General features: G+C 54.9%; 19 protein-coding genes, 1 tRNA gene, 1 other RNA gene and 1 pseudogene. All 22 read left to right on the forward strand.

Features of this window, described 5'->3' with window-relative positions:
* Positions 1 to 605, forward strand: a 605-nt coding sequence (locus Q7J88_RS13435; RefSeq protein WP_303722747.1) for an FHIPEP family type III secretion protein, incomplete at its 5' end; no start/stop codon positions are given.
* The gene (flhF, locus tag Q7J88_RS13440) at positions 595 to 2,004 is read left to right on the forward strand and encodes a flagellar biosynthesis protein FlhF (protein ID WP_303722748.1); all 1,410 of its coding nucleotides are present in this window, start codon (positions 595 to 597) and stop codon (positions 2,002 to 2,004) included. The genes Q7J88_RS13435 and flhF, both read left to right, overlap by 11 nt.
* A complete protein-coding gene (locus Q7J88_RS13445) occupies positions 2,001 to 2,900 on the forward strand; it encodes a MinD/ParA family protein (protein WP_303722749.1) in 900 nt (299 codons plus the stop codon). The genes flhF and Q7J88_RS13445 overlap by 4 nt, the downstream gene beginning before the upstream one ends.
* Complete coding sequence (locus Q7J88_RS13450) at positions 2,900 to 3,658, forward strand: FliA/WhiG family RNA polymerase sigma factor (protein WP_303722750.1); 759 nt, start codon at positions 2,900 to 2,902, stop codon at positions 3,656 to 3,658. Before Q7J88_RS13445 ends, Q7J88_RS13450 begins: the two co-directional genes overlap by 1 nt.
* The gene (locus tag Q7J88_RS13455) at positions 3,659 to 4,042 is read left to right on the forward strand and encodes a hypothetical protein (protein WP_303722751.1); all 384 of its coding nucleotides are present in this window, start codon (positions 3,659 to 3,661) and stop codon (positions 4,040 to 4,042) included.
* Between the two features lie 72 nt (positions 4,043 to 4,114).
* Positions 4,115 to 4,441, forward strand: a complete 327-nt coding sequence (locus Q7J88_RS13460) for a hypothetical protein (protein ID WP_303722752.1) — start codon at positions 4,115 to 4,117, stop codon at positions 4,439 to 4,441.
* A 29-nt stretch (positions 4,442 to 4,470) separates the two neighbouring features.
* A complete protein-coding gene (locus Q7J88_RS13465; protein ID WP_303722753.1) occupies positions 4,471 to 4,632 on the forward strand; it encodes a flagellar basal body L-ring protein FlgH in 162 nt (53 codons plus the stop codon).
* Positions 4,633 to 4,654: 22 nt separating this feature from the next.
* Positions 4,655 to 5,549: pseudogene (locus tag Q7J88_RS13470) on the forward strand (flagellar basal body P-ring protein FlgI).
* 11 nt (positions 5,550 to 5,560) lie between these two features.
* Positions 5,561 to 5,818, forward strand: coding sequence for a rod-binding protein (locus tag Q7J88_RS13480; RefSeq protein WP_303722754.1), 258 nt, complete (start codon positions 5,561 to 5,563; stop codon positions 5,816 to 5,818).
* Between the two features lie 252 nt (positions 5,819 to 6,070).
* Positions 6,071 to 6,358, forward strand: a complete 288-nt coding sequence (locus Q7J88_RS13485; RefSeq protein ID WP_303722755.1) for a flagellar biosynthesis anti-sigma factor FlgM — start codon at positions 6,071 to 6,073, stop codon at positions 6,356 to 6,358.
* Between the two features lie 75 nt (positions 6,359 to 6,433).
* The gene (locus Q7J88_RS13490) at positions 6,434 to 7,093 is read left to right on the forward strand and encodes a flagellar brake protein (protein ID WP_303722756.1); all 660 of its coding nucleotides are present in this window, start codon (positions 6,434 to 6,436) and stop codon (positions 7,091 to 7,093) included.
* A 265-nt stretch (positions 7,094 to 7,358) separates the two neighbouring features.
* The gene (locus Q7J88_RS13495; RefSeq protein WP_303722772.1) at positions 7,359 to 7,571 is read left to right on the forward strand and encodes an EscU/YscU/HrcU family type III secretion system export apparatus switch protein; all 213 of its coding nucleotides are present in this window, start codon (positions 7,359 to 7,361) and stop codon (positions 7,569 to 7,571) included.
* Between the two features lie 88 nt (positions 7,572 to 7,659).
* A tRNA-Ser gene (locus Q7J88_RS13500) sits at positions 7,660 to 7,747 on the forward strand.
* A 197-nt stretch (positions 7,748 to 7,944) separates the two neighbouring features.
* Positions 7,945 to 8,043: signal recognition particle sRNA small type (gene ffs / locus Q7J88_RS13505), an RNA gene on the forward strand.
* A 56-nt stretch (positions 8,044 to 8,099) separates the two neighbouring features.
* Complete coding sequence (gene dnaX / locus Q7J88_RS13510; RefSeq protein ID WP_303722757.1) at positions 8,100 to 9,773, forward strand: DNA polymerase III subunit gamma/tau; 1,674 nt, start codon at positions 8,100 to 8,102, stop codon at positions 9,771 to 9,773.
* A gap of 26 nt (positions 9,774 to 9,799) precedes the next feature.
* Positions 9,800 to 10,114, forward strand: coding sequence for a YbaB/EbfC family nucleoid-associated protein (locus Q7J88_RS13515; protein ID WP_303722758.1), 315 nt, complete (start codon positions 9,800 to 9,802; stop codon positions 10,112 to 10,114).
* Between the two features lie 265 nt (positions 10,115 to 10,379).
* Positions 10,380 to 10,979 (forward strand): recombination mediator RecR, encoded by a 600-nt coding sequence (gene recR, locus Q7J88_RS13520; protein ID WP_303722759.1) that lies wholly within the window; start codon positions 10,380 to 10,382, stop codon positions 10,977 to 10,979.
* Between the two features lie 136 nt (positions 10,980 to 11,115).
* Complete coding sequence (gene nifJ / locus Q7J88_RS13525; protein WP_303722760.1) at positions 11,116 to 14,697, forward strand: pyruvate:ferredoxin (flavodoxin) oxidoreductase; 3,582 nt, start codon at positions 11,116 to 11,118, stop codon at positions 14,695 to 14,697.
* Between the two features lie 215 nt (positions 14,698 to 14,912).
* A complete protein-coding gene (locus Q7J88_RS13530; RefSeq protein ID WP_303722761.1) occupies positions 14,913 to 16,067 on the forward strand; it encodes a patatin-like phospholipase family protein in 1,155 nt (384 codons plus the stop codon).
* A gap of 48 nt (positions 16,068 to 16,115) precedes the next feature.
* Positions 16,116 to 18,500 carry an acyl-CoA dehydrogenase gene (locus Q7J88_RS13535; RefSeq protein WP_303722762.1) on the forward strand — a complete coding sequence of 795 codons (2,385 nt, stop codon included), beginning with the start codon at positions 16,116 to 16,118 and terminating at the stop codon, positions 18,498 to 18,500.
* Between the two features lie 11 nt (positions 18,501 to 18,511).
* Positions 18,512 to 19,840, forward strand: coding sequence for an acetyl-CoA C-acetyltransferase (locus tag Q7J88_RS13540; RefSeq protein ID WP_303722763.1), 1,329 nt, complete (start codon positions 18,512 to 18,514; stop codon positions 19,838 to 19,840).
* Positions 19,837 to 21,789: a 3-hydroxyacyl-CoA dehydrogenase NAD-binding domain-containing protein gene (locus Q7J88_RS13545; protein ID WP_303722764.1), complete on the forward strand. Its 1,953-nt coding sequence runs from the start codon at positions 19,837 to 19,839 to the stop codon at positions 21,787 to 21,789. Before Q7J88_RS13540 ends, Q7J88_RS13545 begins: the two co-directional genes overlap by 4 nt.
* The last annotated feature ends 11 nt before the right edge of the window (positions 21,790 to 21,800 follow it).

Below are 21,800 nucleotides of genomic sequence, written 5' to 3' on the forward strand. Positions count from 1 at the left end.
AGAAGCATGGACATGAACTGCTCGGCTGTCAGGAAACCCAGAATCTGCTTGATAACCTAGCCAATGAATATCCCAAACTGGTCGAGGAGCTGGTTCCCAACCGGTTGAGTCTCGGGGTGGTGATGCGTGTATTGCAAAACCTGCTAGGCGAAGGGGTTTCAGTCCGGGACCTTAGAACTATTTTAGAAACTTTGGCCGATTGGGCACCAGTTGTGCAAGATCCTGATCAATTAACGGAACATGTTCGGGCGGTATTGGCCCGATCAATCAGTAACAGCTACAGTCAGGATGGGCAAGTTTTGGAAGTGATGACCTTTAATCGCGATATAGAAGCTAGGATTCAGGAAGCGCTGCATACCACGGAACAGGGTTCTTACCTCGCTCTTGAACCGGGTTTTGCTCAGGCGCTGATCAACAGCCTGAACCAGGCGCTGCTGAATGTTGCCGGTGTCAATCCGGTGCTGCTCTGCACGCCAACAATCCGACTCCATGTCAAAAGGTTGACCGAACGTTACCTGCCGAGCCTGACTATCATCTCTCACAATGAGATCGCTCCTCACCTGAAAGTGCGGCCGGTCGGAACGGTGAATGTCGATGTTGGTTAGAAAATTTGAAGCGGAAGATATGGCCAGTGCCCTGCAGCAAGTTAAGGAAACCTTCGGTGTCGAAGCGTTAATTCTTTCCACCAGGACCCTGCGCAAAAAAGGCTTGGGCGTGCTCGGCAAGCAGACCATCGAAGTAACGGCCGCCATTGAGTCGCCGGCCATGAAGCCGAGTGTTGCTCAGCGCAGCCAGTCAGGGCAACACCATGGGAAACAACAGTTCCCGGCCGCTTATCGTAACCGGATTGAAACCCTCGCCGATGAATTGGTCGACTTGTCGAAAATTGAGCCGACTCCGCAACCGGTTGCGAGCCCGGTGACCAGCCAGCGGGGCGAGCGGGCTAATCATGTACTGGAAGATGAGATTTGCAGACTGCGGTCACAGTTGGAAGCACAGAATGTTAACAAGTTGCAGGCAGAGATAGATCAACTGAAAAGTTTGGTGCAGGAACTGGCGCAAACCAAGCAGCGCCAGATGGAGGTGGAATCCCCGTTGCCGCTTCCGGTGGCTGAACCGGTAGCATCGCAACCGCTCAACTTTTCCGCAGCTGTTTCCCGGCAGCCTACCGTTGTTAGACAAGCGAAAGCGGTTTCCAGCAATCTGGATGATTTGATCGGGATGCTGACCGAACAGGGGATCGATAAGGAAGCGGCAGCTACAATTGCCCGCTTTGCCGCCGGGCAGATGAGTGATCGGCAGCGCCAAGAGCCACAGCTCTGTCACGCTTATCTGACCGAAACCGTAGCCAACTTGGTCAACGCAACCGGTCCGCTTTGGCAGAATGGCAATTCACAGAAAAGAATTTCGCTGATTGGGCCGACCGGGGTCGGCAAGACCACCACCATCGCCAAGCTGGCTGCTGAAGCGATCACCAAGGAAGGCGCACGGGTCGCCTTGGTGACCATCGACACCTATCGGATAGCCGCAGTAGAGCAGCTCAAAATCTATGGCGAGATCATGGGCCTGCCGGTCGAGGTTGTCCTGTCGCCCGAGCAGCTGCAGGATGCCTTCCGTCGCCATCGCGATAAGGACCTGATCCTGATCGATACCGCCGGTCGCAGTCCGCGTGACGATGAACAGATCGCCGAGCTGAACGAATTCCTCGGCCAGGGTTCCGAAGTAGAGAACTGCCTGGTGCTGGCGGTACCGACTGATGAGCGGCTGCTGCAGAAGAGCTTGGAGGCCTTCAGCAAGTTGCCGATCTCCAGCTTGATCTTTACCAAACTGGACGAAACCGACCGCTGTGGCTCGCTGATCAATTTGCCGACCCACAGCAACCTGCCGCTGGCCTACCTGACTAATGGGCAACAGGTTCCCGAGGACCTGCTGTTGGCTGATCCGCAGATTGTGGCGGAGATGGTTATGGGGACCGACACGGAATCACGGAGGATTGCCGTATGATGAGTGGCTCCGTCGATCAGGCCGGGACTCTGCGCTACATCCAGGACCGGCTTGACAAAAGAAGAACTAAACTGAACATGTCTGCGACCCGAGTGTTGTCGATCACCAGCGGCAAGGGGGGCGTCGGTAAGACCGCGGTCGTCTCGAACATTGCGGTAACCTTGGCCAAACAGGGCAAGAAGGTCTTGATCATTGATGCCGACCTGGGGTTGGCCAATATCGATGTAGTGCTCGGCTTGGCCCCGCCTTATAACCTAAATCACTTTTTTAACGGTGAACGCACCCTTGAAGAAGTGATGGCGGAAGGGCCACACGGCTTAAAAATTTTGCCGGCCGGTTCCGGGGTGCAGCAGTATACCCGGCTCGATGCGCAGCTGAAGATGCGCCTGATCGAATCGCTCGACGCCCTTGAGGAGCAGTTTGACGTGGTGTTGATCGACACCGAGGCGGGGATTTCCGACAACGTCACCTATTTCAACGTCGCCGCGCAGGATATCCTGGTGGTGACTACCCCGGAACCGACCGCGATCACCGATGCTTACGCGCTGATGAAGCTTCTTTCGACCCAGTATCATCAGAAACGTTTTTTACTGTCGGTCAACTCGGTACGCGAGCCGGATGAAGGACTCGATGTGTTCGAGAAACTGACCATGGTTTCCGGTCGTTATCTCGATATCTCCCTCGATTACCTCGGTTGCATCCCATTTGACCGGAAGATGCACGAATCGGTGCGCGAGCAGACGGTGATGGTAGATCTTATGCCGGACCACAAAGTCGCCAAGGCCTTTGTAGAGTTGGCGGAAAGTCTGGTCGACACCCCGATGCACAATCAGGCTCAAGGAACACTGCAGTTTTTCTGGAAGCAATTCCTTGGAGTCGGTTCGGAGGCGAGCTGATGGGTTACAGTAATGGATACGGTCTGTCGGGTCCTGCGGAAAGGGAAAAGATGATCGAAGCGCATCTGACGATGGTCGACTTTGTGGTCGACCGGATGATGACCCAGGTGCCGGTTTTCGTCAACCGCGATGACATACGCAGTGCAGCGCTGATGGGCTTGCTTGATGCCGCAAATCGTTTTGATCCGCGGCGCGGTGTGTTGTTCAAAACCTTCGCCGAGCGGCGTATCCGGGGTGCGGTCTTCGATGAAGTTCGGCGGATGGATTGGTTCTCTCGGACCATGCGAGAGAAACAGTCGCGGCTGGCGAAGGCGACGGATGACCTCGGCAAGCAACTCGGTCGGGCGCCGGAGGATCCCGAAGTGGCGGCGGCGATGAATCTGGATCTGGATGCCTTCCATGAGCTGAAGTTACAGGTAAGCCAGCTCGGCTATGTTAGCCTGCATGAAAAGCTGGACGACAGCGACAATAAAGGCAAAAGTTTCATTGATAACCTTGAAGATACCCAACAGAACAGCGCACAGGAACGGATCGAAGCGAGTGAGCTGACCAAGGAACTGGCTGGGTATATCGAGGAGCTTTCGGAAAAGGAGCGGCTGGTCATTGCGCTGCTCTATTACGAAGAGCTGTCACGGAAAGAGATCGCTGAAGTTCTTGGACTAACCGAGGGGCGGATCTCACAGCTGCACAGCCAAGCGCTTGCCAAGCTCAAAGGAAAGATGCGCAGCAGCATCAATGCCTTGAGCGGTGGAGCCTGAGTGATAATCGCCGAGCAACTCCCGCTGTTGCTGGCTGGGGGGATCGCCCTCTTGGCGTTGCTGCTCTGCTGTTGGCAGCTGCAGGTGGTACGCGGCTTGCGGCGGGAGATTGAAGAACTTCGCAGCCAGCTTGAGGAAGTCCCGGCAAACGAGCCGGAAGCGCGTGCTCCGATCAGTTTTTCGACCAGCCTTGACAGTGCTGAGCGGGAGCAGTTGCGCACGCCACAATCGGCCATGCCGCGCAATACTGCGGAAAAATATCGCTATGTTGGTTCTTTGGCACAACAGGGACTCGATGCCAAAAGGATCGCCGCAGCACTGCAGATGCCGACCGCCGAGGTTGAACAGCTGCTGCGGCTGGCAAAGTTGAAGTCATCAGTCTAGAAATTTTAGCCCGCTAAACTTTATTTGCGCGGCCGTCGACAAAGAAGCAAAGGCAGAAATCAGGAGTAAAAGATGGGTAGTGAAAAGTACGGCGCAGTCTTAGGAATGATCAGTCGGATGCAGATGATGGAGAACATCAGCGAGCATATGGTGGCCGTAAAAACCTATTCCTATAAAAAAGGGGTTCCGACCTTTGAGGCGAAGCTGGCGGAAGCAAGCTCCGGGATGGCGACCAAAGGAGTCAATTATTCGCAGGTCAGCAAGGAGACCATCGATTTTACCCTTGGGCAATTGGAAGCGTCAGGAAGACCGCTACATGTGGCAATCAACGGCGACGGTTTTTTCCAGGTGCAGCGTGAAGACGGTAGCTTGGGTTACCCCAAGGGAACAAGACTGTAACCGTCAACAGCGAAACCCAGATCGTCAAGTTGACCGGGATCGTCCGCCCTGCCGATGTTTCGCCGCGTAACTTGGTCGATTCGAAAAATGTCCTTAATGCCCGTATCGCTTACGTGGGCAAGGGAGTGATCAGCGACAAGCAGCAACAGGGCTGGCTGGTCCGTGCCCTGGATCAGGTCTGGCCGTTCTGAGAATGGTTGCAGGAGTGTAAAAATGGTCATCAAGAGCTGGGAACAAAAAGTTATTATTCTGCTACTGATTCTATGGGCTGTAATCTTGCTGTCGACAGCGTAAGCTTCGCGGATCAAGGAACTGGCGCAGCTCGAAGGGGTACGTTCCAATCAACTAGTCGGCTACGGGCTGGTGGTCGGCCTGAACGACACTGGGGACAGCAACAGTACGCAGTTTACCACCCAGTCTCTAGTTAATATGATGGAGCGGCTGGGAGTCACCGTCGCCCCGAATACGGTCAAGGTTCAGAAAAATCATCCGACCGCCGGACGGATTCCGGATGGCGCCTTGGTGGAACGAGAAGTTCCTTACGTGTTCGGTCAGCGCCAGGAGTTGAAATATCGGCTTAAAGATTCCGACTTTACGACTGTATCGCGCATGAGGGAGGCAGTTAATCAGCACTTCGGCGGAGAAATCGCCATGGCGCTTGACGCCGGGCAGCTGCAGGTGATGGTGCCGGAAAGCCACGTGGATCATGTTGTTGATTTCGTCGCTGAGTTGGAGCGACTCGAGGTTACTCCCGATACTCTGGCGCGGATCGTGGGCAATGAAAAGACCGGTACCATCGTCATGGGCGATAAGGTACGGACTTCCACGGTGGCGGTTTCCCACGGAAACCTGAGTCTGGTGATCAGCGAGCAGACCCAATGTTTCTCAGCCGGAACCACTAAGTCAGGGGCGGACCGTCGAGACTCCCGAAACTATGGTCGATGTCGCCGAGGATAAAGGGAACTTGGTGGTGTTGGAACAAGGGGTCAGTATCGGCGATGTCGCTTCCGCCCTGAATGCCATCGGCGCAACTCCCCGAGATCTGATCGCCATTTTTCAGGCGATCAAGGCGGCTGGCGCCCTTTATGCCGATCTTGTCATTCTTTAAATGGAGTTGCCATGGATGTGAAGGTTGATCCCCAGCAGCTGCTCAGCCAGACGATGAGTCAAACTCCAAAGAAGGCTGCCGGCCGAGATTCGAGGAAACTGAAGGAAACGGCTCAGCAGTTTGAGGCGATTTATATTCAGCAGGTTTTTAAGGAGATGCGTAAGACCATCCCGAAGGGCGGTTTGATCGAGCGTGGCAATGCCGATGACATCTATACCCAGCTGCAGGATGCCGAGGCGGGCAAGGTGATGGCGAGCAAGGCGGAATAGGCCTCTCTGACCAGATTCTCAAGCAGCTGATCGGCGAAGACTCAAAATAACCCCTTCCTATCGGCCTGCAGCACTTTTGGGTACTGTCGGCCGCTTTTCATGCTCTCTTCAACATGGGAAAAAAAGCTAAAGTTACAATCCCGTTTCGTCGATAAAGTTCCAAGGGCTAGAAATAGACTCTTTAAGAAACAAGAAAACTTTATTATTTTGAACTTTTATCTGACGGGCAAGGGCCGAGGTAAGGAAAAGGTTATGGTCGATAAAATTAACGGCAAGGGATTCGGCCCACTTGGAACTATCGGGCGAACAGGAAAAGCCGGTAGCGCCAAAAATTCTGGCGAAAGTGGAAAAACCGATTGTGTCTATTTTCCCACTGCTTTGCAACAGGCGAGTAAGACCCAGGCGGCGAGTTCCCCCCAGGCGACAGCTCGGGCGGAACAACTGCAGGAGCTGAAGACGCAGATTGAGAGCGGAACATATCAACCCGACTTGGAAAAGGTCGCGGCGAGGGTTCTGCCTTTCATCCTGAAGGATAGCTGAAATGGCTGATTTGAAAAAATCGATTGATCAGTTCAGACAGATTATTGAACATGCTCAGCAGCTTGAGGATCCGCCATGTCTGTATTAGATAATTTAAAAGAGTATCGGGTTGTTAAGGTTGTCCTGCCTCTGCAAGAGGGAGGGCAACAGCTTATTGATGGTGTTGCTAAAGCAACCACTCCTCCCCAGTTAGAGATCACTTTTCTTCCGGACCAACTTAATGTCGAGGCTTTGAACCAGGATGAAACGTGCCAGGTCTCTTTCGATGTCGCCGGATCAACCAGGTCAATCAGGGCTAAAATCACCTCTGCCCTTAACGATTCCAAGCTGCAGATGGAGATGGTGGAGTCCTTTACTCACGTACAGACACGTGCCTATTTTCGAGTCGATGCAGATCTCTCGGTCAGTTACTGGGTGCTGAGCGAAGGAATTCCCTTGGCCCGTTCGATCAACACGCCGGTCAATATCAGTGGCGGCGGGTTGCGTTTGCCGGTCGATGAACCGCTTAAGGACGGTACCGAAATTGGCCTCGAAATAGTTCTAGACGCCCCGGAACCGAGGGTGGTCGAGTGCGAGGGGCGGGTTGTTCGAACTTACGGTAGCGGGCCGACTGGTCGTCAGGTGGCGCTGACTTTTGTCGATTTGGAAGAAGAGGATCAAGATGCGATCGTTGCATACTGTCTGGCAGAGCAGCGCAAGCAATTACGGTTAAAGGTGCAGGTGCTAGGCAATTGATGGCCGACTTGTATGTTCTAGTCAAAAAAGGCCTGCGGCAAAAGCCCTAGCCGATCACTAACGGAGTGTTAGCTTGTATTAATCCTCTGGGGATTCATTCCCCAGAGGATTTTTTCTGCGCTTATTGGGCAGAATGAGGAATATGAGTCCGAATTTTTATTTAAAATTTAGAACAGAGCATAGATATACCACACAAACTGAAAGAAAAATTTTTAAAAGGTATTTATCCTCATCTGTAAAATCAACATAAACACTATCTCTCAGCATAGGAGGCAAAACTAGGGGAGAGGTCGCTGAAAGGATCATTGATGCAGCGAGGGAGGCCGGGGTCGACATCGTTCAGGCCCCTGACCTGATTGAGGTGCTTGGTCGGGTGCCAATCAGAGAGGAGATTCCTCCTGAGCTGTTCCAAGCAATAGAAGAAATTCTAGCCTTCATCTATCGGATCAACGGACGTTATGCGTCGGCGCACGGCTGAGTGGCCGAGATTCCTGTTGGAAAGCCTCGTTTTTGGCAAAAATACCCTTTACAGTTTCCGGTTTGTTAGTGTAATGTACGCAGCTCGCGGAGAGGTGACCGAGAGGCCGATGGTGCTCGCCTGGAAAGCGGGTGTAGTGAAAGCTACCGGGGGTTCGAATCCCCCCCTCTCCGCCATATTCTACAAGGCTGATGAAAAACGCCGATCTGAGGCGTTGCCATCATCCCCCATCGACGACGTACCACAATTGGTACGCCTTTCTCTGTGGGATTTCTGGCGCCTAGCATCTCGACATTTTTGATCAGCTCAACAACGACAGTGGTTAAGTCGCTAATAATGAAGTATATCGGTAAACGTTGCCGGTAGAAGTGACAGCCGGGTCCCGCGCAACGGACATCCGTGAACTCCGTCAGGCCCGGAAGGGAGCAGCGGTAACGGTTTTGGACGTGTGCCGCGGGGGTGCCTGGCTGTCACTTGTGCCGGCAATTTTTGTTCCTGCGGTGTTTTTGTTTTCGAGGGAAGTTGAGTATGTCTTATCTGGTTCTGGCTCGTAAGTGGCGTCCGCAACTGTTCGATGATCTGGTCGGCCAGGAGCATGTCAGCCAGACCCTCAAAAACGCGATCACAGCCGATCGGGTGCATCATGCTTTCCTCTTTACCGGTGCGCGTGGAGTTGGAAAAACCTCTGCTGCGCGGATTTTCGCCAAGGCGCTCAATTGCCAGCACGGGCCAACTGTGGAACCGTGCGGGGTTTGCCCTTCCTGTGTTGAAATCACTGCCGGGCAAGGGGTCGATGTTTTCGAGATCGACGGTGCTTCCAATACCGGTGTCGATGATATTCGTGAACTCCGCGAGAATATCCGTTACCTGCCTTCGAATTCCCGTTATAAGATCTTCATCATTGACGAAGTCCATATGCTCTCGATCAATGCATTCAACGCCCTGTTGAAAACACTCGAAGAACCGCCTGATCACGCCAAGTTCATTTTCGCGACAACTGAACCGCACAAGATCCCGATCACCATCCTGTCCCGTTGCCAGCGGTTCGATTTCCGTAAGATTAGTCAACCGCAGGTGCAGGGTCGTTTGCGCTACATCATCGATCACGAGCAGGTGCAGATTTCCGATGCCGGTTTGGCAATGATCGCGCGCAGTGGCGGCGGCAGTATGCGCGATGCCCTTTCGACCCTCGATCAGGTGATCGCCTTTTGTGGTGAACGGGTCAGCGATGAAGATCTGCAGAACTTGCTTGGCCTAGTCAGTCGGCGATTGTTACTGGATGCCATTGAGGCGATACTCGAGCGTGATGCGCAGCGGGCGTTGCTGCTGTTGCAGAAGGTGGATGAGCATGGCCATTCATTCCGGCAGTTCTGTCAGCAGCTGGTTGAATTAGTTCGCGCGCTGGTTATCATCAAGGTGGCCGAGCAGCCGGGCGCATTACTCGATTACAGCGAGAGTGAACTGCAGGAATTAAGAACCCTCTCTGCGCCGGCGAACCTGGATGATCTGCAGCGACTGCTGTCCACATTGATCAAAACCGAGGCCGATCTTGCCCTTTCCAATTACCCCCGGCTGACGATGGAAATGGTGCTGGTCAAACTGGCCAGCCTGCCGTCGGGAATCGAGGTCGCTGCTCTGGTCAAGAAGCTGGAAGCGGTCGAGCGGAAGCTGGCTGCTGGTGGAATGCCGCAACCGGTCGCTGCGCGACAGCCTGTTGTGCCAGCTCCGCAGAGCGAGGCACCGCCACCGCCGTCCCAGGAGTCGCTCGGAAAAAAGCCTGAAGCTCCGTCTGCTCCGGATGGGAACAAGAGCTGGGCGGGGCTGGTTGAGTTTGTCCGTGAGCGCCGCCGACCGCGCATTTCGGCACTGCTGGAACAGTCAAGCCTGTTGCGGAATGAACTGCCTCGTTTGCAGATCGGTATGCCGGCCCGTTATTACAGCTTGGCTGACGGCGAGATGAAAGAGGCGATTGAAGATCTGGCTGCGGAGTATTATGCTGAGAAAGTCCGGGTTGAGTTCAAGCGGGTCGATGATCAAGCTCTGGCTCCGCCTTCCCTGCACGAGGAGCGGATTCAGCAGGAAACAGACCGACAAAAAAAATTGCGCGAAAACGCTGCTGAACATCCGATGGTCAAGACTGCGCTGGAGGTATTTGGCGGCCAGATCGAAGAAATCAAGCCGATCGATAAAGGTTTTGTTTAACTAATAGAAAGTGGAGGAAAGAGAAGATGGCAAAAGGTCTTGGTAATATCATGAAGCAGGCCCAACAGATGCAGGCCAAAATGGCCCGTGTCCAGCAGGAACTGGAAAAAAAAGAGGTCGAAGCGACTGCTGGTGGCGGAATGGTGACCGCCAAGGTGAACGGCAAGCAGGAGCTGCTGTCGTTGCAGATCGAGAAGGACGTGGTCGATCCCGAGGATGTGGAAATGCTGCAGGATCTAGTTATGGCTGCGGTCAACGAGGCGATCAAACAAAGCCAGCAGATGATCCAGCAGGAAATGGGCAAAGTGACTGGCGGAATGAATATCCCCGGTCTATTTTAAGCGTTGACCAGTTGTTAGTTTAACGATCCCCACAGTGTTCTTTTGCATGGCCTGTGGGGATTTTTTTACCAGTGATATCGATTTCCGATTTCCATATTCGGTATACGATAAGGGATTGAAATTTCCCCCGATGGGTGGTAGGATTCTTTTTGGTCAGACCAATATGCCAAAAAATAGCTCATATCATTTTGGGGAAATTTTATTTTTTAAGTGATACTAAATAAATAAAACAGCATTTTAAAATGTTGGATTTGGGGGAGATTTCATGTTAGGCTCGCTCCCGTCTTTTGCTCGCTTGGTTGCTGAATTGAGCAAACTGCCAGGAATCGGCGGTAAGACCGCTGTACGTTTGGCTTTCCACCTGTTACGGACAACCGATCAGGACGTTGCTGCTTTAGCTAATGCCCTACTTGAAATGAAGCGTAAAGTTCGGTTTTGCGAACGTTGCTTTCATGTTGCTGAAGAGGAACTCTGCCAGATTTGCCGTGACTCGGCGCGCGAGATTCAGCTCCTTTGTATCGTTCAGGAGCCGCAGGATCTGCTAGCGATTGAACGCAGCCACGCATACCGTGGCTTATACCATGTATTGCATGGCGCTCTTTCGCCACTCGATGGCATCGGGCCGGAGGATCTGAAGATTCCACAACTGCTGCAACGCTTACAAGATGAGCAGATAGAAGAAGTTCTTCTGGCGACAAATTTCACCGTCGAGGGGGAAGCGACCGCGCACTATCTGGCCGGTCTCTGCAAGGAGCAGGGGCTAAAGGTGACGCGCCTGGCGCATGGCATCCCTTCCGGCAGCGATTTGGAATATGTCGATGCTGGGACTGTCCAACAGGCGGTTAGCGGGCGACGCGAACTGTAATAATCGGCTGAGAGCAAGAAACACTTCCACGGCAGGGCCGCTCGCAATGGGTTTCTGGCGTAATCGATTTTTCGCTAACATGGTTACGATTCCAAAAGATTGAATCGTCAATTTATCAACCTTAAAGGAGGTTTGCATGTCTCGGAAAATGGTTTGTACTGACGGTAATTCCGCGGCGGCGCATGTTGCACATGCGACCAACGAGGTCATTGCCATCTACCCCATTACCCCGTCTTCGGTGATGGGTGAGATTTCTGATGCCAAGAGTGCCATGGGGCAGAAGAACATCTGGGGGACCGTCCCTAAAGTTGTCGAAATGCAATCGGAAGGTGGTGCCGCAGGTGCCGTTCACGGTGCCCTGCAAGGTGGCGCGTTGACCACTACCTTTACCGCATCCCAGGGGCTGTTGCTGATGATCCCGAACATGTACAAGATCGCCGGGGAGCTGACCCCGACTGTCTTCCATGTTTCGGCTCGCGCAATTGCGGCACAAGCACTATCGATCTTCGGTGACCACTCTGACGTCATGGCTTGTCGTCAGACCGGTTGGACCATGCTCTGCTCCAACAATGTTCAGGAAGTCATGGACTTTGCCCTGATCGCACAGGCTACCACTCTCGAGTCCCGAATTCCGGTGCTGCACTACTTCGATGGATTCCGCACTTCCCATGAAGTGCAGAAAGTCGAAGAATTGAGCCAACAGACCATGAAAGCGATGATCAACGACGATTTGGTTGCTGCACACCGTGCCCGCGCCCTCTCGCCGGATCATCCGGTACTGCGCGGAACCGCTCAAAACCCTGACGTCTACTTTATCGGTCGCGAGACTGTTAACCCTTACTACGAAAAAGTCCCGGGCATCCTGCAGGCGCAGATGGACAAGTTCGCCAAGTTGAGTGGTCGCCAGTACAACCTGGTCGATTACGTTGGCCATCCGGAAGCTGAGCGTGTCGTTGTGATGCAGGGTTCTGGTTGCGAAGCGATGGAAGAGCTGATTCAGTATCTGGCCGGTCAGGGCGAGAAGGTTGGTCTGATCAAGATCCGCCTGTTCCTGCCGTTCCCGATCGAGCAGTTTTGTAAGGCACTTCCGAAGAGTGTCAAGAAAGTTACTGTCCTCGACCGCACCAAGGAACCGGGTTCCATCGGTGAGCCGATCTACCAGGCGATCCGCACGGCGATCGGCGAAGGCATGACCGAAGGGCTGACCGCTTTTGCCGGCTATCCGACGATTATTGGTGGTCGATATGGCCTTGGTAGCTTCGAGTTCAACGCCGGTATGTGTAAAGCAGTTCTCGACAACATGCTGCAGGACAAGCCGAAAAACCACTTCATTGTCGGCTTCGAAGATGACGTTCTTGGCCAGAGTCTGCCGTTTAACGAGAACTTCAAGGTTCCTTTCGATGGTTACGCCGCCATGTTCTACGGTCTCGGTTCAGACGGTACTGTTGGTGCCAACAAGAACTCGATCAAGATTATCGGTGACACCACCGACAATGAAGTTCAGGCTTACTTCGTCTATGACTCCAAGAAGGCTGGTAGCATGACCACTTCGCACCTGCGTTTCGGCAAGCAGGTGATCAAGTCGACTTATCTGTTGGGTAAAGAGGAAGCAGACTTCGTGGCTTGCCACAACTTCTCCTTCCTCGAGAAATACGACATGCTGAACAACGCTAAGGAAGGTGCGACCTTCCTGCTTAATGCGCCATTCAGCAAGGATGAGGTTTGGGGCAAACTGCCGAAGATGGTCCAACAGCAGATTATTGACAAGAAGATGAAGTTCTACGTCATCGATGGTGTCCATCTGGGCGAGAAGATCGGCCTCGGTCCGCGGATCAACGTCATCATGCAAACCGCCTTCTTCAAGATTTCCGGTATTATCCCGCTGGAGCAGGCGATTTCCGAAATCAAGGATGCCATTGTCAAGTCGTACGGCAAGGCCGGTGAGAAGGTTGTCAGCATGAACAAGCAGGCGGTTGACGTCGCGCTTGAGAACATTGCTGAGGTTACCGTTCCGGGGAATGCCGATAGTGCAATCGAGATGCAGGTTGGTCAGTGGTCCGGCTGCAGCGAAACTGTACAGAAGACCCTCGGTCCAATCATCGATGGACTTGGTCACAAGCTGCCGATGTCGGCCATGCCGGCTGACGGAACTTTCCCGACCGCGACCGCTGCAGTCGAGAAGCGGAACATTGCGGTCAATATCCCGGTTTGGAAAGAAGATCTTTGTGTGCAGTGCGGTATCTGCTCTTTCGTCTGTCCGCATGCTACAATCCGCATGAAGGTCTATGAAGAGGCTGACCTGAAAGGCGCACCGGAAACATTTAAGTCCTGTGCTGCAAAAGGTAAGGATCTGGAAGGTAAGCTATTCACTTTGCAGGTAGCGGCCGAAGACTGCACAGGTTGTGGTGCCTGTGTCTACAACTGTCCGGCCAAGAGCAAGACCGAAGAGAACGTCAAGGCGATCAACATGGCGCCACAGGCTCCGCTACGTGACAAAGAGCGGGCCAACTTCGAGTTTTTCCTCGGCCTTCCCGACCCTGATGAGAGCTTGTTCAACCGTGCTACCGTTAAAGGAAGCCAGCTGCTGCCGCCGATGTTCGAATTCTCCGGCGCATGTGCAGGTTGCGGCGAGACCCCGTTCGTCAAACTCTGTTCGCAGCTCTTCGGTGACCGGATGGTCGTTGCCAATGCGACCGGCTGCTCTTCGATTTACGGTGGTAACCTGCCGACCACCCCGTGGTCGACCCGTAAGGACGGCCTCGGCCCGGCATGGAGCAACTCGCTGTTCGAGGATAACGCCGAGTTCGGTTTGGGGATGCGTCTGGCGGTCGATAAGACTACCGGTTATGCCCGCGAACTTCTCGAAAGCAACATCGAGTGTGGCTGCAAGGCTTGTGAAGGGACTGCCGATCTGAAGAAAGAGATTCTCGCTTCGGCACAGGATTCTCAGGCTGAGATCGAAGCTCAGCGCGGCCGGGTTGCCCAGCTGAAAAGAATTCTTCCAGCCTGTACCCATGAAACAGCCAAGCCGTTGTTGGTCAATGCCGATTACCTAACCGCCAAGTCGGTCTGGATTCACGGTGGTGACGGTTGGGCCTACGACATTGGTTATGGTGGTCTCGATCACGTTCTTGCTTCCGGCGCCAACGTCAACGCACTGGTACTCGATACCGAGGTCTACTCAAACACTGGGGGCCAGGCATCTAAGTCGACTCCGCTCGGCGCGGTTGCGCAGTTCGCCGCGGGCGGTAAGCCGATGCCGAAGAAAGACCTGTCGATGATTGCCATGACTTACGGCAATATTTACGTCGCGCGGGTCTCACTGGCCAACCCAGCTCAAGTGGTTAAGGCGATGATCGAAGCAGATGCTTACGATGGCCCGTCCCTGATCATTGCTTACAGCCACTGTATCGCTCATGGTATCAACATGACCAAGGCGATCGATAACTGTAAGGAAGCGGTTGCCTGTGGCCACTGGCCGCTGTTCCGTTATGACCCGCGTCTGGCTGCGGAAGGCAAGAACCCGCTGCAGATGGACAGCAAGGAGCCGAGCATCGGTTTCGAAGAGTTCGCTAACAACCAGAACCGTTTCCGTGTTCTGAAGAAGGCCAACCCGGAGCATGCTGAAGAGCTGCTGGCAGCATCCGCCAAGGATACCGCCACCCGCTACGACCTTTACAAAAAGCTGGCCGAGCTGCAGGCTGATTGCGGTAAGTAAACTGAATTGATCGGCTGAACTTGTAAACGCCCCCGGACAAAGAATATAACCGGGGGCGTTTTTTATTCGCTGCTCGCTTAGACTGCTGATGCTCCTTCCTTAAGTTCCTGTTATTATTCCTTTCTAGCAATTTTACTCGCGCTAAAATCGTCAGTCAATTCCGCCAAGACCATCCAAATCATGGTATCCTTGAAAGGAATTGTCTGGAGGCGGCTATGGCAGAAAACACGGTCCACAGGCGCTCAAAAGGGAAAACCGCGCTAATCCTTGCCGGCGGCGGAATCATGGGGGCCGCTTACGAGATCGGTGTTCTGACGGCACTCGATAAATTATTTAAGGGTGGGTTCAGTAGCCGGCGTTTCGATATCTTTGTCGGCGTCAGCAGTGGTTCGGTCATCTCGGCACTGGTTGCCAACAAAGTTCGTCCGGCCGATATGTACCGGGCAATCATGCGCAACGAAACTTCTTCCTTCAATTTCACCCGTAAAGACATCTACCGCTTCGAACTTTGGAGACTGCTGACAGTGGTTGGGAAACTGCTGGCCAGTTTTCCGAACATTTTGAACAGCTTCTACCGGCAACGCTGGACATTTTCACTCAGTGATTTTTTTCATATGTTGCAGGAACAGTTGCCGGCTGGGATTTTTCATATCGACCAGATGGAGGCTTTCTTGAGGCATGCTTTTTATCAGGAAGGGCTGCGTAACGATTTTAGCCTGCTCGAACGGGAGCTCTATATTCCCGCCTACGATCTGGATTTGGGGGAACGGGAGATTTTCGGGGGGCAGAAACCCTCTCAAAGGTCGGTTGCGATCAGCCAGGCGATTACCGCCTCCTGTGCGATTCCATTCTTTTTCGAACCATATCAGATTGACGGACGTGATTATATCGACGCCTTGACTGGCCGGGTTGCCCATCTCGACATTGCCATCGATCGGGGTGCCAAACTGATCTTCGTGGTCAATCCACGTGTGCCGATACACAACGACAGCGAACTGTCCTGCCTGCCGACCTTGACCTCAGGCGAGTGCGGGCAGATCCGCAACCTGGGTGCTACTTATGCTTGGGAGCAGGCGCAACGGATCGGAATTCAGGAGAAGTTCGAGCTGGCGCTGGAAATCTGTCGCCGCGATTACCCAGATGTAGACGTTGTGGTAATCCAGCCCGATCGGCAAGAGTCGTCGATGTTCTTTCAGAACCCGATGAGCGATGCGGCCCGCAAGCTCACCATGCAAAACGGTTATAATTATAGTCTCGGACTGTTTTACCGTAGCTTTGAGAAATTGAAGATAGTGATGGCCCGGCACGGCATAGAGGTGACCAATCAGCGACTTTCCGATTTGCCACCGGCCACCTTTACCGAAAACTGAGGAAAAACAAGAAACGGTTTTTATTGCTAGGCGAAAGAGGAGGACACCATGCTACTAATCCTGTTGTTTTTGCTGACGATCTGGATTCTTCTGGTTTTTGAAGCCTCCCGTCTGATTCACACATTGGTTGCCGGAGCCTTTCTGCTGGTAGCCAGCTTCTTCTGCAGTGGCGTCGGACTGACTCTGCTCTGGATGTTATTTTTTCCCGTTGCGCTGCTGCTCAACTTCAGTGAGCTGCGCAAGTTAGTGCTGACCAAGCCGATTCTGGCCGTCTTCCGTAAAGTTGCCCCCAAGCTGTCAGCGACCGAGCAGGCGGCGCTCAATGCCGGTGATGTCTGGTGGGACGGTGAATTGTTCAGCGGTCGGCCCAATTGGAGCAAGTTGCTGACTATTCCCCCGGCGACTCTCAGCGAGGAGGAGCAGGAGTTCATGGATGGCCCGGTTGATGAACTTTGCGCCCTGCTCGACGATTGGCGGATCAACAGCGAACTGAACGACCTACCGCCGGAGGCCTGGGAGTTGATCAAAGCGAAAGGTTTCTTCTCGCTGATTATCCCGAAGGAGTACGGCGGACTCGAATTCTCCGCCCTGGCCAACTCATGTTTGATCAGTAAGTTGGCGGCGCGCAGCTTGGTTGCGGCGGTGACGGTGATGGTGCCGAACTCTCTCGGTCCGGCAGAGCTATTGCTGCATTACGGCACCGAGGAACAACGCAACTACTATCTGCCGCGGCTGGCCCGCGGCGAAGAGATCCCCTGTTTTGCCCTGACCGGTCCCAACGCCGGTAGCGACGCCGCTTCGATCCCGGACACAGGTGATCTCTGCTACGGTCAATGGCAGGGGGAAGAGGTGCTTGGTATTCGGCTCAACTGGGAGAAACGCTATATCACACTCGGTCCGGTGGCGACCTTGCTCGGGTTGGCGTTCCGGCTCTACGACCCGGAGCATTTGCTCGGTGAGAAAGAAGATATCGGCATCACTTGCGCGTTAGTGCCGACCGATACCCCGGGGGTGGAGATTGGCAAGCGGCACAACCCGCTCAATGTCCCCTTTATGAACGGACCCAATTCCGGCCGCGATGTTTTTATCCCCCTCGATCTGGTCATTGGCGGTGCGAGCGGGGTTGGCAAAGGCTGGCAGATGCTGATGGATTGCCTCTCCGCCGGACGGGCGATCTCACTGCCGGCGCTCAGCCTTGGTGCGGCCAAGCTGGTGGCGCGTAACGTCGGCGCCTATGCCCGGGTGCGGAGGCAGTTCAACCTGCCGATAGGCCGCTTTGAAGGGATCGAAGAGGTGCTCAGCCGCATCGCTGGCGAGACCTGGCTGATGAACGCCGCCCGTGACCTGACCTGCGCCGGCCTCGATCTGGGAATAAAGCCGTCGGTAATCTCGGCGATCGTCAAGCAGAACCTGACCGAGCGTATGCGCAAAGTGGTCAACGACGGCATGGACATCGAGGGGGGCAAGGCGATCTGCCTGGGACCGAACAACCATCTGGCCAGCGCCTACCAGGCGGTGCCGATCGGGATCACCGTCGAGGGGGCGAACATCCTCACCCGCAGCATGATCATCTTTGGTCAGGGAGCGATCCGTTGCCATCCCTGGGTGTTGCGCGAGTTCACTTCCATCGATATCCCCGATCCGAAACAGTCGCTCGACCAGTTCGATCAAGCCTTCTGGGGGCACGTCGGTTTTACCCTTCGCAATGCGGCCTCAGCCCTCTTTTTTGGGGTGACTGCCGGATATTTTATCGCGGTCAGTGATTCACCAAACAAGCGCATCTATCAACAGGTCAGCCGTTTTAGCACCGCCTTTGCTCTGACTACCGATCTGTTGATGGCCACTCTCGGTGGTGGTCTGAAGCTGAAAGAAAAGCTGACCGGGCGGATGGCCGATGTCTTGAGCGAACTTTATTTGCTTTCGGCCGCGCTCAACTATGTCGAGGATAACAGCAAAGCCGCCGAACAAGCGGTTCTGCTGGAGTGGAACTGTCAGCGTTCGTTCCATCGAATGCAGGACAGCCTCTTGGCGATCTTCCGAAACCTGCCGCTACCGTTGCACCTGCTGCTGCGCGGTTTAATTTTTCCTCTTGGTGCCCGCTTCGCTCCGCCGAGTGATAGTTTGGGGCGTGAGGTGGCAGCCATTTTGTTGGCACCGGGTGAGCTGCGCGATCGTTTGACTGCCGGGCTTTATCGGACGGATGACGAGGAGGCTCCCGAAGCAATACTGGAAGCCGCGTTGCAACTAGCGGTGGCGACCGATCCGCTGGAGAAGAAACTGCGGCAGGCGATCAAGCAGGGGAATCTGGATGCCCGGGATCCGAAGCATTTGCAGGCTGCGGTCGCGCAAGGAGTCATTAGTCAAACCGAACTGGAATTGTTGCAGCAGGCCCGTGAGCTGCGCCAGCGGGTAATTGCTGTGGATGCCTTTTAAGGAGAGTTGCTATGGCTGGAAAATCTAACCAATCCGGACCGGCCGGATATGCACGTTCCGTTTACCTGGTTGATGGGGCCAGGACTCCTTTCCTGCGTGCCGAGGGGCGCCCCGGCCCGTTCAGTGCGGCCGACTTGGCTGTGGCGGTTGGGCGTGCGCTGCTTGCGCGACAGAATTTTTCTCCCACACAGCTGGACGAGGTGATCCTCGGCTGCGTCATTCCCGCTCCGGATGAAGCGAACGTCGCTCGGGTGGTTTCGTTGCGGCTTAGCTGTGGCAACCGGGTACCTGCCTGGACGGTGCAGCGCAACTGTGCCTCGGGGATGCAGGCGCTGGCAACGGCAGCCGAGAGGATCGCGGCCGGTTATTCAGACCTGATTCTTGCCGGTGGGACCGAGGCGATGAGCAGGGCGCCGATCCTCTGGGGACCGGAGCTGGTCAGGCTGCTGGCCGGTTGGCAGCAGGCAAAGAGCTTGGGCCAGAAGCTGAAGCTGCTTGGTCGTTTGCGGCCGGAGCATCTGAAGCCGATTATCAGTCTGCTGCAGGGGCTGACCGATCCGACCACCAGTCTGATCATGGGGCAGACGGCGGAGATATTGGCAACCCGTTTCAACATCGGCCGGAAGGAGATGGATGGCTACGCGCTGCAGAGCCATCAACGATTGGCTGCCGCCATCGACGCAGAGCGCTTTGCCGAGATCATACCGCTTTACACCACCGATGGCAGGACGATCAAGGTTGATGACGGCCTGCGGCGCGACGGTAGTTTGGAAAAGCTAGCAAAGCTGAAGCCTTTTTTTGACCGGCATTATGGCCGGGTGACCGCCGCCAACAGCTCGCAGGTATCGGATGGCGCCGCTCTACTGTTGCTGGCCAGCGAAGCCGCCGTGGAACAATATCAACTGCCGGTTCTGGGAAAACTGATAGACACTTCTTGGGCGGGACTGCCGCCGGAGGAAATGGGTCTTGGGCCGGTTTATGCGATGGATAGTTTGTTGCAACGCCATCCGCAGGTGGCGGAACAAATCGATCTGTGGGAGATCAACGAAGCTTTCGCCGTGCAGGTGCAGGCTTGTCTTGCGGCGCTTGAGGATGAGGCTTGGCAACATCAGGAGCTGGGCCGGAGGACGGTGGTGCCTAAAATTGATCTCGAACGCTTAAACGTCGATGGCGGCGCAGTGGCGATCGGCCATCCAATCGGTGCCAGCGGCGCCCGCATTGTGCTTCACCTGTTGCTTGCTTTAAGGCAACGCGGCGGTGGCAAAGGTGTGGCATCGCTCTGTATCGGCGGTGGGCAGGGGGGTGCGATGCTGATCGAGGCGAAAGGAGACCAGTCATGACCAACGATACTACTTTCCGACACTGGCACTGGTCACTCGATCGGGACGAAATTTTCCACCTGACTCTCGATCGAGCTGATAGTCCGCAGAACAGTCTTTCTCAAGCGGTGCTGCTGGAACTGGAAGAGGTGATTTGTTTGTTGCAGGAGCTGCGGCCGCAGGCGGTGGTGCTTCGCTCCGGAAAGCCTAAAAGCTTTATTGTTGGCGCCGATGTTAGCGAGTTCAGTAACTTTACCGAACCGGCCAAGGTTTTGCCCCAAATTCTCAAAGCCCAGGAGATCTTTTTCCGTTTGGAGCACTTGCCGATGCCGGTAATTGCGGTCATCGACGGCCCCTGTCTGGGTGGCGGGCTGGAACTAGCGCTGGCCTGTCGTTATCGGATTGCGGTCGATGATCGGGCGACCAACCTCGGGTTCCCCGAAGTGCAGCTCGGCATCCACCCCGGTTTCGGTGGTACGGTCCGCTCGATCCGACAGATCGGCACTCTGCCGGCACTACAGATGATGCTGACTGGTCGTAGTTCAAATGCCCGTCAGGCAAAGCAGGTCGGCTTAGTTGATGAAGCAGTGCCGCGGCGGGTGCTGGAGAATGCGGTGACCACTTTCCTGCAGAACCCGCCCCCAAGAAAACTTCTGCCGTGGTCGGTGCGGCTTGGCAATCTGGCACCGTTGCGGCCGCTGCTGGCCTGGATTCTGCGGCGAAAAGTCACTGCCCGGGCCAACCAGAAGCATTACCCCGCTCCCTATGCGCTGCTTGACCTTTGGCGCCACTATGCCCACGATTCGGAACAGATGTATCTGGAAGAGGCGCGCTCGGTCGCCAGCTTGATCTGCAGTTCGACGGCGCAGAACTTGGTGCGGGTCTTCTTTCTGCAGAGCCAGTTGAAATCGCACCGGGAAGAAACAGCCTTGGTGCAACGGGTGCATGTGATCGGCGCCGGCAGCATGGGGCGGGATATCGCCTCCTGGTGCGCCCTGCAGGGCTTACAGGTTACCCTGCAGGATCTGGATGACAAGGTGCTGGCCGAGGCAATCGCCGCAGCCGATAAACTGTTCTGTAAAAAGCTGAAAAAAAACAATCTGATTCGAGCCGCTCACGACCGGTTGATGGCCGATCCGCAGGGACTGGGGGTGGCACGGGCTGATCTGGTGATCGAGGCGATCGTCGAAAAGGTCGAACTGAAAAAACAGCTGTTCACCAGCATCGAACCGCAACTGCGTGGCGATGCGATCCTGGCCAGCAATACGTCGAGTATCCCGTTGGAGGAGTTGGCCAAGGTGCTGCAGAATCCACAGCGCTTTCTCGGCATCCATTTCTTCAACCCAGTGTCGAAAATGCCGCTGGTGGAGATCGTCAGGGCCGAGCAGTCGGCTCAAGAACCCCTGGCGCGGGCGACAGCTTTTGTGCAGCGGATCAAGCGGCTGCCGTTGCCGGTCAAGAGCTCACCTGGGTTTCTGGTCAATCGCATCCTCATGCCTTACCTCCTAGCAGCTGTAGAGCTGGTCGAGGAAGGGAACAAGGTCGAGGATATCGACCGGGCGGCTCTCGATTTCGGCATGCCGATGGGGCCACTGGAATTGGCGGACAAGGTCGGCATCGACATCTGCCTTTCGGTCGCCGAAGTGTTTGCCGATTATTTCCAGCGGCCGGTGCCGCCGATCCTGACGCGGATGATCACCGCCGGCAAGCTCGGTCTGAAGAGCGGGCAGGGCTTTTATGCCTATCGGAAAGGGAAGAAGGTGGTTAGGAAAAAACGCCACCACGGTGCAGCGCAGGATCTGCTGCTTGGCCGCTTGCTTGATCCCCTGCTGCAGGAGGCAGAAGCCTGCCTGGCAGAGGGGATTGTCGAATCGGCCGATCAGGTCGATGCCGGGATGATCTTCGGCACCGGTTTCGCACCATTTACCGGCGGGCCGCTGCACTACAAATATCAAGCTGCGACCGACTGATACAGCCTGCA

It is taken from the genome of Malonomonas rubra, from assembly GCF_003247215.1.
GTDB classification, from domain to species: Bacteria; Desulfobacterota; Desulfuromonadia; order Desulfuromonadales; family Geopsychrobacteraceae; genus Malonomonas; species Malonomonas rubra_A.